The following is a 13,680-nucleotide window of genomic DNA, read 5'->3' on the forward strand; positions in this document are numbered from 1 at the left end:
CGCTCAAAAAAGAAAAGGCCGGGCGATGAGCCCGGCCTTCGTATGGTTCAAATCGTGGGCGCCCCTCAGGCGACGCCGCCCGAGCGCTCGAAGCGCTTGCGCTCGTTCGGGTCGAGGTAGGTCTTGCGCAGGCGGATCGACTTGGGCGTGACTTCCATCAGCTCGTCGTCCTGGATCCAGGCCAGCGAGCGCTCCAGGGTCATGCGGATCGGAGGGGTGAGGCGCACGGCCTCGTCCTTCGAGGTGGTGCGGATGTTGGTCAGCTTCTTGCCCTTGAGCACGTTCACCTCGAGGTCGTTCTCGCGGTTGTGCTCGCCGATGATCATGCCCTGATAGACCTTGGCGCCGGGCTCGATCATCATCGGGCCGCGATCTTCCAGGTTCCACATGGCGTAGGCCACGGCCTCGCCCTTGTCGTTCGAGATCAGCACGCCGTTGCGGCGGCCGGGCATCTCGCCCTTGTAGGGCTCGTAGGCCTTGAACAGGCGGTTCATGATCGCAGTGCCGCGCGTGTCGGTCATGAGCTCGCCCTGGTAGCCGATGAGGCCACGGGTCGGCGCATGGAAGACGAGGCGCAGGCGGCTACCGCCCGAGGGCCGCATCTCGATCATCTCGGCCTTGCGCTCGGACATCTTCTGCACGACGACGCCCGAGTATTCCTCGTCCACGTCGACCACGACCTCCTCAACCGGCTCAAGGACATTGTCGTTCTCGTCCTTGGAAAGCACCACGCGGGGACGCGAGACGGCGATCTCGAAGCCTTCGCGGCGCATCGTCTCGATCAGAATGGCCAGTTGCAGCTCGCCGCGGCCGGAGACGAAGAACGAATCCTTGTCGGCCGCTTCCTCGATCTTGAGCGTGACGTTGCCCTCGGCCTCCTTGAACAGGCGGTCGCGGATCATGCGGCTCGTGACCTTATCGCCCTCGGTGCCTGCCAGGGGCGAATCATTGACGATGAAGGACATGGTGACGGTGGGCGGATCGATCGGCTGTGCCTGGATCGGGGTCTCGACCTGCGGGTCGCAGAAGGTGTCGGCCACGGTGCCCTTCACGAGACCGGCGATGGAGACGATGTCACCCGCCTCGCCGATGTCGATGGGTGCGCGCTCCAGGCCGCGGAAGGCCAGGATCTTCGAGACGCGGCCGGTCTCCACGAGCTTGCCGGTGCGATCCATGACCTTGATGGCCTGGTTCGGCTTCACGGTGCCGGACGCGATGCGGCCGGTGATGATGCGGCCGAGGAAGGGGTTGGCTTCGAGCAGGGTGCCGAGCATCCGGAACGGACCCTCTTCGACCTTGGCCTGGGGCACGTGGGAGAGCACGAGGTCGAAGAGCGGCGCGAGACCGTCTTCCTGGGAGCCGTCGGGCGACGTCGCCATCCAGCCGGCACGGCCCGAACCGTAGAGGATCGGGAAATCGAGCTGGTCGTCGGTGGCGTCCAGGGCCGCGAAGAGGTCGAACACCTCGTTCACCACCTCGGTGATGCGGGCGTCCGGACGGTCGACCTTGTTGATCGCCACGATCGGCTTCAGGCCGATCTTGAGGGCCTTGCCGACCACGAACTTGGTCTGGGGCATCGGGCCCTCGGCGGCATCGACGAGGACGATCACGCCGTCCACCATCGAGAGGATACGCTCCACCTCGCCGCCAAAATCGGCGTGGCCGGGGGTGTCGACGACGTTGACGCGGGTATCCTTCCAGACGACCGAAGTCGCCTTGGCCAGAATGGTGATGCCGCGCTCCTTCTCGAGATCGTTCGAATCCATTGCGCGCTCTTCGACGCGCTGGTTGTCTCGGAACGACCCCGACTGGGACAGGAGCTTGTCGACGAGCGTCGTCTTGCCGTGGTCGACGTGGGCGATGATGGCGATGTTGCGAAGCTTCATAAGGTATCCGGCAGCGAGAAGAGCCCGTCACGCGACGGGCCGCAGGGATGCGGCCGGCAGCGCCGGGTCACGGGATCGAGCTATCGCGTCGCAATAGAAGGTGTCGGGCGTTCCGGCAAGGGGCATGGACCGCGTGTCTACCACTCATCTCACGCAGACCCGCGCACCATGGCAGCAGGTCCGTCGCTTCATGAGCGGAAACGGCGAGGGCCGGTGACGCTCTCCTGTGGTCCACATGCAGTTTGCCGCGGAGGAACAGGACGACCCTGAGGCGACCGTCCGCCTTAGGGTCGTCCTGAGCGATGGCACCGCAGTGACCGGGAACGCCAACGGGCCGAGGGACAACATCCGGAATCCGTCCGAGGCCATCAGCATTCGCGAGGCGAGGCCCTGACGGTTACTTGCCTGTCCCGCACGCGCTCGCGTCGATGCTCGATGCGTAGGCGCCTATGATCGCTGACAGCAGACCCGGAAAGCGAGACTCCACCTCGGCGCAACGCGATCGGTTCCGCATTTCCACGCCGTGACGTTCGCAGTGGATCAATCCGGCCTCGCGCAGCACTTTGAAATGGCTCGAGAGCGAGGATTTCGGGATGATCTGGTCTCCCATCGCGGACAAGGCCGAGCAGGCCTCGACGCAGCCCGCGCTCCTGATCCGCGCGAAGATCACCGCGCGGCGAGGATCGGACAGGGCGTGGAGGATCGCTTGCGGCTGGACGTCCTCGATCGCGGGATGAAACAGTGGCCTCATAATTTGTCCATATGGGGACTTGATCTTCGTTCGTTTAGTTCTGAAGTTCCGAACTATGGGACCAAGACAGCCAGTCGGCGGCCGGTTCCCGACGAAGGATAGCACACATGTCGAAGCTTGACGGAAAGGTCGCTGTCGTGACCGGCGGATCGAAGGGCATCGGTGCGGCGATCGCCAAAGCCCTGGCGAAGGACGGCGCCGCCGTAGTTGTCAACTACGTATCCAGCAAGGCCGGAGCCGAAGCCGTGGTCGAGGCCATTACGTCGGCCGGGGGCAAGGCCATCGCAGTCCAGGCGGACGTGTCCAAGGCTGCCCAGGCACAGGAATTGATCGAGGCAGCCGTGAAGCGGTTCGGCCGGCTCGACGTGCTGGTCAACAATTCCGGCGTCTATGAATTCGCGTCGATCGAGGACATCACCGAAGAGCATTATCGCCGTCTCTTCGACGTCAATGTGCTCGGCGTCCTGCTTGCGACCCAGGCGGCGGCCAAGCATCTCGGAGAAGGCGGCAGCGTCGTCAACATCTCCTCGGCGATCACCCTTGTGCATACGCCGAGCGCGGCGGTCTATGCCGGCACCAAGGGTGCCTTGAACGCGATCTCGGACGTCCTTGCCAACGAGCTTGCCCCACGCAAGATCCGTGTGAACGTGGTCAGCCCCGGCTTCGTGGTGACCGAGGGCACCCACACAGCCGGCATCGTCGGCTCCGATATGGAAGCCGGGTTCATCGCGCAGACACCGCTCGGCCGGGCCGGCCAGCCGGACGATATCGCCGAGGTCGTCGCCTTCCTCGCTTCAGACGATGCCCGTTGGTTGACCGGCGAGAACATCACCGCCAGCGGCGGCATTCGCTGACGCGAGGCAACACGGCCCGTGCGTGCCCCGTCGGCAGGAGCACGCACGGGAACACAGACCGCGACGCCCGCGCCTATCGCCCGAGCGCCTCGGTCCCGCACCATTCGGCCACGAACAGCGCCATCGCGGTGGTGATCCGCTTGACCGAAGCGAGGCTGACGCGCTCGTCGAAACCGTGGATGTTCTCGCTGATCGGCCCGTAGCAGAGGGCCGGAACCCGGTCGTAGAGGGCATGGACGCGGGTATCGAGGTAGCTCGGCGACATGAAGCTCCGAAGGTCGGTCCCCGTGGCCCGCACGTGCGCGGTGGCGAGTACGGCCTCGGCCTCCGAGCCTTCGAACAGCTCATAGCCTTCGGAGAAGAAGCCATTGAAGGTCACCACCGGCGGCGTCTTCGCCAGGAACGCGTCGGTCCGGGCGAAGTCCGCCACCGCCGCCTCAATCTCGCGGGCCGCATCAGCCGCGCCGACGCCCGGATAGATCGCGATCCGGCACGCGATTCGACACCAGGCGGGCACCGACGAGGCCCAATCGCCCCCCTCGATCCGGCCGACATTGAGGTTGATCGGATGCGCTTCACCCTCGAAATGGCGGCGTCCCGTCTTGCGGGCGTTCCACGATTCCTCGAGTTCGCGCAGGGCCCCGATCACCCGGTAGGCCGCGTCAATAGCGTTGGCTCCCGCCCCCATCTCGCGGACATGGACAGGCGTACCCCGCACCTCGACCGTGAACCACAGCACGCCGGTATTGGCGCGCACGAGCTTCTCGTCCTCGGGCTCGGGGATCAGCACGGCATCGGCCCGGTAGCCATGCAGGTGGGCCATCAGAGCACCGTTGCCGGTGGATTCCTCCTCGACCACGGACTGGACCGTCACCGTGGCAGCCGGCTGAAGCCCAATCCGGGCCAGCGCATCGAGAGCGAAAAGGTTGGCGGCGTGGCCGGCCTTCATGTCGGCCGCACCCCTTCCATACATCCAGTCGCCCCGTATCACGGGATCGAAGGGTGGGTGGCTCCACAGGTCGAGGGGACCGGGGGGTACGACGTCCACATGCGCTTGCAGGATCAATGAGCGGCCGGTCTCATGCCGGGGCCGGTGGATGCCGACGACGAGGGGCGCATCGGAATGCTCCGGCGTGATCCGTCCCCCGCCGGGATGCGCGATGATGGCCGCATGGTCCATACGGACCCGCTCCATGGCGTAGCCACGCTCCCTCAGGCAGCGGAAGACGTGGTCCTGAATCGCGTGCTCGGCGCCCCGAACCGAGCCGAACCGGACGAGGGACTGGATATGGGCCACCTGCTCGGCGAAGCCCCGTTCCACGGAGGTGGCAATACGGTCCGCGAGAGCAGGGTCGAGCTCCATCGATCGTCCTCGTGAAAGCCTGTCGAACAGCCCGTCACATAGGCCCATCCGATCTGCCGGGAACCCGCCGCCGGCTCAGACGAAGAAGGCGGTGGCCATGGCGAGAGGAAGTGCGGCGATGGCCGCCGGGCGGATCCAGGCCGGACGATAGGACATCAGCACCACGACGATGAGCGCGCCCCCGGTGAGCGAGCCGAGCCATTGCACCGGACCGAAATTCCAGTCTGCCGTGATGACGGCCGCAGCGAAGGCCAGGCCGATGAAAAGCCAACCCGCCACGCGGAACGCACTGTCCCGCCGCCGGGAGGGACGCCCGTGGAACAGGGTCCGGCCATGCCGGTCCATGCTCAGGCAGAGGCAGGCGAGACCGGAGAAGCTCAGGAGTGAGGTGAGGGATACGGCGACGGGCGTCATGCTTGGACGAGATCTCCGGTGGTACGGGCGGACTCTATCCGCGCCCCCTCGTGGCGCCCGAGCTTGCGCGCGCCGAAGAAGAAGACCAGCGCGAGGGCCAACATGGCGGCGTCGAAGCTCAGGAAGTCGGCACGCCATCCCGTCTGCACCCAATCGACCAGGGGAACGGCGAGGAAGAGAAGCGCGGCAGCATAACTCATCTCGCTCCATGCTCGACGATGCGGGCGAGCGAGGGGGATCAGGGCGGCGAGGAGCCAGATTCCAAAGAACACGCCGCCTTCCCAGGATTCCCTAGCGGCCCATTCTACCGGAACGAGGCGGTTGGCGAGGAAGAGCGCCGCCATTCCGATGGGCAGGCCGAGGATCGTGCCGATGTTGAGCGCATGAACGAGGCGCCAGCCGGGGGCGGGACGGACGACGCCCTTCGGCGCCCGCGCCACGGTCCACAGGACGAGGCCAGTGGCGATGGCGGCGCAGCCCATCAGGCCGGACAGGAAGAACAGGATGCGCAGGGCCGGCCCGGCGAAATGCGCCTCGTGCAAGCCGACGAAGCTCGTATAGGCATGCGCCGCCGGCTTCAGCGGCCCGGTCCGTTCGACCACCTCCCCGGTCACCGCGTGGAAGGCGATCTGCGGATGGCGATGGGCGAGCCCATGGGGCTCCTCGAACACCGCCACCACGGTGGCATTGGCATCACCGGGATTGTTGATCGAGACCACCTCGAGCGGCTCGCTCACCTCGGCCTGGGCGCGGCGGATGAGAGGACCAAGCGGCGCCGGCTCGGCCAGCTTGCCCTCGGCGGCTCGCCAGGCCGGCATCTGGCCGGACTCGACGTAGAAGCGCAGCTCGTCGCCCTTGTAGGCGCTCACCATTCCCCACGGCATGTACATGAGCGCGAGCGAGACGATGCCCGTATAGGTGATCATCAGGTGGAACGGCAGCGCCAGAACACCAGTGACGTTGTGCGCGTCGAGCCAGCCGCGCTGGGCGGATTTCGAACGGCGGAAGGTGAAGAAGTCGGCGAAGATCCGGCGATGGGTGACGATGCCGCTGATGAGGGCGACGAGCAGGACCATCGCGCAGATGCCGACGATCCAGCGGCCGAGGGCCGGGAGCATCTGCAATTCGAAATGGAAGCGGTAAAAGAAGTCGCCGCCCTGTGTCGCCCGGGCCTCTGTCGGCGCACCGGTATCCGGATCGAGGAGAGCCTTTCCAAACTCGCCGTCCGGCGTGACCATCCAATAGGCGCCGATATACGGCTTGTCGGGCTGCGGCACGCCCACATACCAAGCCATCGCCTTCGGGGCATGGACCTTGAGATACGCAACTCCGAGTTCGGTCGCGCGAACAACGTCGTAGTCCGCCTGCGCGCGTAATTCGGGCCGCATCCAGAGAGAGATATCGGACTTGTAGTAGGTGGCGGTGCCGGTGACGAAGACGGCAAACATCACCCAGCCGGTGACGAGCCCCGCCCAGGTGTGCAGCCATGCCATCGATTGGCGAAACCCCTGCTTCATGCGGGTTGCACCGTGCTGCCCAGGGCGAGCCAGAGACCGGCACCCAGGCACAAAGCCGGAAGCGCCAGCCCTATCGCTGCGCGGGCGAGGGTACGGGCGGAGAAGACCCAGATCACCGCACCCGCCATGATCGCGAAGCTCGCCAGGGTGGCGGAGGCAACGGCTTCCGAACGGTCGAGGGGCAAGGTCAGGGATAGGAAGGCCGTGGCGATGGCCGCGAGGGCATAGCCTCCGAAGATCGCGAGGAGGGTCCGGCCCGCCACCATCAGGCGGTAGCGGCCCTGCGATGGCCGTGCATTCGGCTTGGTCGTATCCGTCATCGGCAGGCAGCACCGGATTGCGAGGAGCGAATGGCAGGCGGGCTCGGAACGGCAACGCCAGCGAAACGGATGGCCTCGACGCCGCGAAGACCGGCAGCATCATCGAGATGCCAGTCACCATCGCTATACAAACCCTCGTCTTGCCCGGGCAATCACTATGTTGTGGAACGATTCCAGATACGCCGAACCATGGGAGTCCAGGCCAACCATGAGCCCGACGAGCTTCGGTGCGGTCGCCGGGCGAGTCTTGCGAGTGCGAACGCCACGCCTGTAGAACTCTTGCCGAATGGCGGGGAACCGGGCGCGATGGACGATACGCTCGAAGCGTCGGAGGGGGCTCGCACGCGTTGCGCTCTTGCCTGCACGATCGCCGATCATGCCAGCGTCGCATCCTGGCAGAACGGGATTCCCCTCTTCCGGGACATCACCCTGACCCATTGTGGCGAGACCGACCTGTCCGATGTGACGCTCCGCATCTCAGCGATTCCGCCGTTGTTCCGCCCTGTCACCCTGCCGATCCAGCAAATCGGGGCTGGGGGCCTCCAACGCATCGACGCACCGGATCTGCGGATCGACGGAGCGATCCTCGCAGGATTGCGGGAGAACCGGCTCTGTACCGTCACGCTGACGTTGACGGCTCCAGCCGACGGGAGCGATCGGGCGGGCGAGCTCGCCCGGGAGGAGTTCGACCTGCGGCTCCTGCCGCCCTCCCATTGGGGAGGCGCGGATACGGCGCCCGAACTGCTCGCGGCCTTCGTCAGGCCCAACGACCCGGCCGTGGACGGCATCCTGCGCTCCGCCGCCGCGATCCTGGAACGGGCAAGGCGAAGCACCGCCTTCGACGGCTATCGCAGCGGAAGAAGGGCCAGGGCGTGGGAGATGGCGGAGGCGATCCACGCGGCGATGGCGGCCCTGCGGATCACCTACGTGCTGCCGCCCGCGAGTTTCGAACGGTCGGGACAGAAGGTCCGCGAGCCCGGCGCGATCGTGGAGCGGAGGCTCGCCACCTGCCTCGACCTCACCCTGCTCTGGGCCGCCTGCTGCGAGCAGGCCGGGCTCAATCCGCTCCTGATCCTCACCCGCGATCACGCGCTCCTCGGGCTGTGGCTCGTGGACGAGACCCTGCCGGAAACGGCCGGCGACGACGCCCAGGCCCTGCGGAAGCGCCGTGACCTGCAGGAACTGATCCTGATCGAGACCACAATTCTCACCGCCGATCCGCCAGGGAGTTTCGCGGATGCGGTGGCGGCCGGCGCGCGCCTGATCGATGCGGATGCCGAGTCCCCCCTGGAGATGGTCCTCGATCTGCGGCGCGCCCGCCTATCCGGTATCTCCCCCCTCGATACGGGCGAGCCCGGCGCACAGGCGCCGGCCCCTGAGATTGCGGCTGCGCTCGTCCAAGCGCTCGGCGCGCCGCCGTCCTTCGTCGAGGATCTCCCCGCTCCCCGCCTCGATCTGCCCCGTCGCGAGCCCCGCGACCGGCTGGAAGCCTGGAAGCTGCGGCTCCTCGACCTGACCCTGCGGAACAAGCTCCTCAACTTCAAACCGGGCAAGGGATCGCTCACTCTCGATTGCCCTGAGCCGGGCGCGTTCGAAGACGCCCTCGCGGCGGGCCGCGCCTTCAGGCTCGTCGCCCGTCCGCCCTCCGAGGCATCGGTCGTCGCGACGGATCACGAACGCGGCGAGATCGGCGCCGATGTCGGGGCGGAGGAACTGGAGGCCCGCCTCACCGACCTGTTCCGGCTCGCCCGCGGCAGTTTCGAAGAGGGCGGCGCCAACGTCCTGTTCCTCGCCTTCGGCTTCCTCACCTGGACACGGGGCAACGGCATGCCGCCCGCCCGCGCACCGCTGCTGCTGGTGCCGGCGGCCCTGACCCGCGCCAGCGTCCGCGCCGGCTTCCGCCTGGTGCGGCACGACGAGGAGGCGCGCCTCAACCCGACGCTGCTGGAGATGCTGCGTCAGGATTTCGACCTCGACATGCCGGATTTCGCCGAGGGCGTGCCGGGCGACGAATCCGGCATCGACGTCGAGGCCGTCTGGCGGATCGTGCGCACCCATATCCGCGACCTAAAGGGGTTCGAGGTCACGACCGAGGTGGTGCTCTCGGCCTTCTCCTTCACCAAGTTCCTGATGTGGAAGGATCTGAGCGAGCGGACGGACCTCCTGAAGCGCAGCCCGGTGGTGCGCCACCTCCTCGACACGCCGAAACAGGCCTACGGCGACGGGACGGGCTTTCCCGTGCCGGAGCGCCTCGACGCGGAGCATCCACCCTCCGGCATCTTCACGCCGCTCCTCGCCGATTCCTCTCAGGTCTCGGCGATCCTCGCGGCGGCCTCCGGCAAGGATTTCGTCCTGTTCGGCCCACCCGGCACCGGCAAGAGCCAGACCATCGCCAACATGATCGCGCAGTGCCTGGCGCTCGGGCGCACGGTGCTGTTCGTGTCGCAGAAGAGCGCCGCCCTGGAGGTGGTGCGCCGGCGACTCGACGCGGTGGGGCTGGGCGCCTGCTGCCTCGAAGTCCATGCGGCCAAGGCCCAGAAGACGCACGTCATCGCGCAACTCCGCGAGGCTTGGGCCGCGAGGAGCGGCGAGCCCGTCCCTTGGGACGAGGCGGCCACCGATCTCCAGCGCCGCCGGGAGGGCCTGAACGGTGTGGTGGAGAGCCTGCACGCCACACGGGCGAACGGCCTCAGCGCCCATTCGGCCATGGGGCGGGTCATCGCCGACCGGCAGGCCGGCCGGGACGGGCTCAGCCTCGCCTGGCCGAAGGACACGACCTCCGTGCCCGGCCACCGGGATGGCCTGCGGGCCCAGTGCGGTGAGCTTGCCGCCCTTCGCCCCATCGTCGGGGACATCGCGAACCATCCCCTCCGGGGCATCGGAGCGATCGCTTGGTCGCCCCTGTGGCGGGCCGAGATGGAGCAGGCTGTTCCCGAACTCGCCCGCACCCTGCTGGACTTCGCGACAGCCGGCCAGCATCTCGCCGAGGCGATGGGCCTTACGCCCCTCGGCCGGACCTATGACGGCCTGCGCGCGCTCTCCTCCCTCGCCGCCGCCCTGTTCCGGCCGGAGGCGCGGATGGGCCTGCGCTTCCTCGGCCCCGGAGGCGCGGCCTTGCGCCATGCCGTCGAGGCCCGCCGCACCCGACAGGACGAGCTCGCCCGGCTGAACGCCCGGCTCTTCGTCCCCTACGCCCCCTCGGTGTTCGGCAGCGACCTCGACCGCCTGCTGGCCGAGTGGCGCGCGGCGAAAGCCTCGAACTTCTTCCTGCGGGGGCGGCGTCTGAGCCGAGTTCGCGACCTCCTCGCCCACTTCGCGCAAGGGCGCGTACCGGAGGATATCGGGCCGGACCTCGTCACACTCGCCGAGATCAAGGCCCTGCAGGCGGCAAGGCCTGCCCTAGCGGAGGCTCTGGCGAGCGCTACCGCGGAGCTCGGACATCCCTGGTCGGATATGACGGCCCCCGCCGACCTGTTCACCGCTCCGATGGCCTGGGCGACGCGGCTCGCACCGGTGATCACCACCATGGCGCCGCTCGTCGGAGGCCCGGACATCATCCGCGCGAGGCTCGCCGAGTTCCTCGACACCGAGGATGGCAGGCTCGAACCTGGCGGCAGCCTGGCCTTGGCAAAGGAGGATTTCACGACGCGGAAAAACGCCGCCGTGAAGGTCATCGAGATGCTCGGGCGTCTGGCCGGCAGGGCCAAGCCCGACCGCCCGTTGGAGACGGAGGGCGATTGGGTCGCCGGCACCCTCGCCGTTGCGGAACGCTGGCGGAGGGCGCTGCCCAAGGCGCAGGCCTGGGCGAGCTGGCAGAGGGCGGTGAGCGAGGCGACGAGGGCGGGCCTCGGTCCTCTGGTCTCCGAGATCGAGGCGGGAACGCTGCAGGACGACGCCATCCTCCCGGCCTTCGAGGGCGCCTATGCGCGCTGGTGGATCGACCACGCCGTCACCGACGACGTCCGCCTGCGCGATTTCATGGGCCAGCGCCACGAGGAGGCGATCCGGGGCTTCGGCGAGGCCGATTCCCGGCTCGCCGGCCTCGCCGGGGCGGCGGTGCGTGCCCGCATCGGCGGCGGCGTGCCGCTCGCCGGCGCCTTCGGCACCGATCCCGAATGGGGCACGCTGGCCCGCGAAATCACCAAGCACGCCAGGCACATGCCCCTGCGCCAGCTCTTCGCGCGGATGCCGAACGCGCTGACCCGTCTGACCCCCTGCCTGATGATGAGCCCGCTCTCCATCGCCCAGTACTGGCCGGCCGAGGCGAAGCCCTTCGACATCGTCATCTTCGACGAGGCCTCGCAGATCGCCCCCTGGGACGCCATCGGCGCCATCGCGCGGGGCCGGCAGGTGGTCATCGTCGGCGATCCCGAACAATTGCCGCCCACCAATGTGGGCGATCGCGGCGTCGACGAGATCTCGGACGGCCTCGACGTCGCCGACCAGGAAAGCATCCTCGACGAGTGCCTGGCTGCGCACCTGCCGCAAAGGCGCCTCGCCTGGCACTACAGAAGCCGCCACGAGAGCCTCATCGCCTTCTCGAACCGGCACTATTATCGCGGCGACCTCGTCACCTTCCCCTCCCCCGTCACCGAGGACCGGGCGGTGCGGCTGCACTACGTGGCAGACGGCGTCTACGAGCGCGGCGGGGCGCGGGTGAACCGACCGGAAGCGCGCGCCCTGGTGGCGGAGGTGGTCGCCCGGATCACGGCCCCGGCCTTCGCGGCGGAGGAACGTTCGCTCGGCATCGTCACCTTCAACGGCGAGCAGCAGCGGCTGATCGAGAACCTGCTCGATGCCGAGCGGCGGGGAAGGCCGGAACTGGAGCGGTTCTTCGACGGGAGGACCTGGAAAGAACCGGTCTTCGTGAAGAACCTCGAGACCGTGCAGGGCGACGAGCGCGACGCGATCCTGTTCTCGGTGGCGGCGGGTCCCGACGCGGCGGGCCGGATCACCGGGCAGATCAGCTCCCTCAACCGCGAGGGCGGCCACCGACGCCTCAACGTGGCGATCACCCGGGCCCGGCAGGAACTCGTTGTCTTCGCGTCGATGCGGGCCGATCAAGTGGATCTCGGCCGCGGCAGCGCCCGCGGGGTACGCGATTTCAAGCACTTCCTCGATTTCGCCGAACACGGAGCCCGCGCCTTGGAGACGGCGGCCGCGCCGACGGGGGGAGACATCGAATCACCGTTCGAGGGCGCGGTGATGGCGGCTTTGGCCGCACGGGGCTGGAGAATCGTACCGCAGGTGGGCGTATCCGCCTTTCGGATCGACCTCGGCATCGTCCATCCCGACGCTCCGGGGCGCTACCTCGCGGGAGTGGAGTGCGACGGGGCGACCTATCACCGGGCGGCGACCGCGCGCGACCGTGACCGCCTGCGCGAATGGGTGCTCACCGACCTCGGATGGCGCATCCACCGGGTCTGGAGCACCGATTGGTGGAACGATCCGCAAGGCGCCCTCGACCGGCTCGACAGGGCGTTGCGGGCCGATCTCGACGCCGATAGGGCGAAGCCGGAGCCGGTCGTGATCGCGCCGGCCGCCCCTGACATACCATGGGCCGAGCCCCCCGGCCTCTATGAACCCGCCGACCTATCGGGCTTCTCTCCCGATGCCGCGCGGTTCCACGAGGTGGGCTACGAGGCCACGCTGGCGGCGATGGCGGCCGAGGTGGTCAAGCGGGAAGGCCCTGTATTTGCTGACGTTCTCGCCGAGCGCCTCCTGCGCGCCCATGGCTTTGCCCGGATCACGGCCCGCCTGCGCCAGCGCGCCCTGGGGGCCGTCGATCCCCGCTGCCCCCATACCAGCGAGGGCGACCGCATCGTGCTCTGGCCGGAGGCCGCCCCTGCCGGGCCGGTGAGGTTCCGGCCGGCTGAAGGAGAGGGGCGAGCCCCCGCCGACATCCCGCTGCAGGAGCTCGCAGGCCTCGCCCGCGACCTCGAACCGGCACTCGGCATCGAGGCTCGGATGGCCGCGCAGCTGGGCCTCGGCCGGATGAGCGAGGCGGTCCGCGCCCGGTTCGCCGAGGCCGCCTCCCTCGCGCGGGAGAGCGAAGCACCGGCCCCGAAACCCGTCGGATGAGACGGGCGGATCGACCGCCACGCGACCCCCGTTTCGACCGCCATGCGCCGGGGTTTATGGCGGTACGCGACGTGAAAAAGCCCCGCCTGGTAAGGCGGGGCCGATGGCGGTGACTTTGGAGCCGTGCGACGTGAATTAGGCTGCGAGCTTCAGGGCTTCGGGAGCGTTGTCGTTCACGAGGACGAGCTCACCGGCCGTGACGGTGGAGGTGCTGGTCGTGGGGGTCAGGCGATCGGCGACGAAGGCCACCAGGGAGATGTTGGCGGCTGCGGCGACGGCGACGGCGGTGAGAATGAGAGCGGTCATATCGATGTTCCTCGGGGCGATGCGTTTGCGTTGCAGCATGTATGACAGCCTCCCCGCCTTTCTGGTATACCAAACGCCAAATACCACTTATGCAGCCCGCGCATGGAATGCACATTATCCCGCGAAGCCCTGCATTTGACGCACTATGATGCATGTCGGGCAGCACGCCCGATCCACCCTTCTCCTGC

The 13,680-nt window shown here is 67.9% G+C and carries 9 protein-coding genes; 2 read left to right on the top strand and 7 right to left on the bottom strand.

Annotated features, from left to right (window positions below):
• Positions 1–65 precede the first annotated feature (65 nt).
• Both typA and ASF26_RS00595 read right to left on the bottom strand, forming a co-directional pair.
• Positions 66–1,886: a translational GTPase TypA gene (typA, locus tag ASF26_RS00590; protein WP_018041955.1), complete on the bottom strand. Its 1,821-nt coding sequence runs from the start codon at positions 1,884–1,886 to the stop codon at positions 66–68.
• A gap of 397 nt (positions 1,887–2,283) precedes the next feature.
• Complete coding sequence (locus tag ASF26_RS00595) at positions 2,284–2,637, bottom strand: helix-turn-helix domain-containing protein (RefSeq protein WP_056248011.1); 354 nt, start codon at positions 2,635–2,637, stop codon at positions 2,284–2,286.
• A gap of 107 nt (positions 2,638–2,744) precedes the next feature.
• On the opposite strand from ASF26_RS00595, the gene ASF26_RS00600 reads away from it, so the two are divergent.
• Positions 2,745–3,491, top strand: coding sequence for a glucose 1-dehydrogenase (locus ASF26_RS00600; RefSeq protein ID WP_056248014.1), 747 nt, complete (start codon positions 2,745–2,747; stop codon positions 3,489–3,491).
• Between the two features lie 73 nt (positions 3,492–3,564).
• Here ASF26_RS00600 and ASF26_RS00605 read toward each other — a convergent pair whose 3' ends face one another.
• From ASF26_RS00605 to ASF26_RS00620, 4 genes are all read right to left on the bottom strand, one after another.
• Entirely contained in the window at positions 3,565–4,854 is a 1,290-nt protein-coding gene (locus ASF26_RS00605) for an ArgE/DapE family deacylase (protein WP_056248017.1), read from the bottom strand.
• A gap of 75 nt (positions 4,855–4,929) precedes the next feature.
• Complete coding sequence (locus ASF26_RS00610) at positions 4,930–5,268, bottom strand: DUF3325 domain-containing protein (protein WP_056248020.1); 339 nt, start codon at positions 5,266–5,268, stop codon at positions 4,930–4,932.
• Positions 5,265–6,785 (bottom strand): PepSY-associated TM helix domain-containing protein, encoded by a 1,521-nt coding sequence (locus ASF26_RS00615; protein WP_056248023.1) that lies wholly within the window; start codon positions 6,783–6,785, stop codon positions 5,265–5,267. Before ASF26_RS00615 ends, ASF26_RS00610 begins: the two co-directional genes overlap by 4 nt.
• The gene (locus ASF26_RS00620) at positions 6,782–7,105 is read right to left on the bottom strand and encodes a hypothetical protein (protein WP_056248029.1); all 324 of its coding nucleotides are present in this window, start codon (positions 7,103–7,105) and stop codon (positions 6,782–6,784) included. Before ASF26_RS00620 ends, ASF26_RS00615 begins: the two co-directional genes overlap by 4 nt.
• Before the next feature lie 306 nt (positions 7,106–7,411).
• On the opposite strand from ASF26_RS00620, the gene ASF26_RS00625 reads away from it, so the two are divergent.
• Positions 7,412–13,186, top strand: a complete 5,775-nt coding sequence (locus tag ASF26_RS00625) for a DUF3320 domain-containing protein (RefSeq protein WP_056248033.1) — start codon at positions 7,412–7,414, stop codon at positions 13,184–13,186.
• Positions 13,187–13,321: 135 nt separating this feature from the next.
• Here ASF26_RS00625 and ASF26_RS00630 read toward each other — a convergent pair whose 3' ends face one another.
• A complete protein-coding gene (locus tag ASF26_RS00630; protein ID WP_198290806.1) occupies positions 13,322–13,492 on the bottom strand; it encodes a hypothetical protein in 171 nt (56 codons plus the stop codon).
• Positions 13,493–13,680 lie beyond the last annotated feature (188 nt).

This window comes from Methylobacterium sp. Leaf93 (genome assembly GCF_001422345.1).
Lineage (GTDB): Bacteria > Pseudomonadota > Alphaproteobacteria > Rhizobiales > Beijerinckiaceae > Methylobacterium > Methylobacterium bullatum.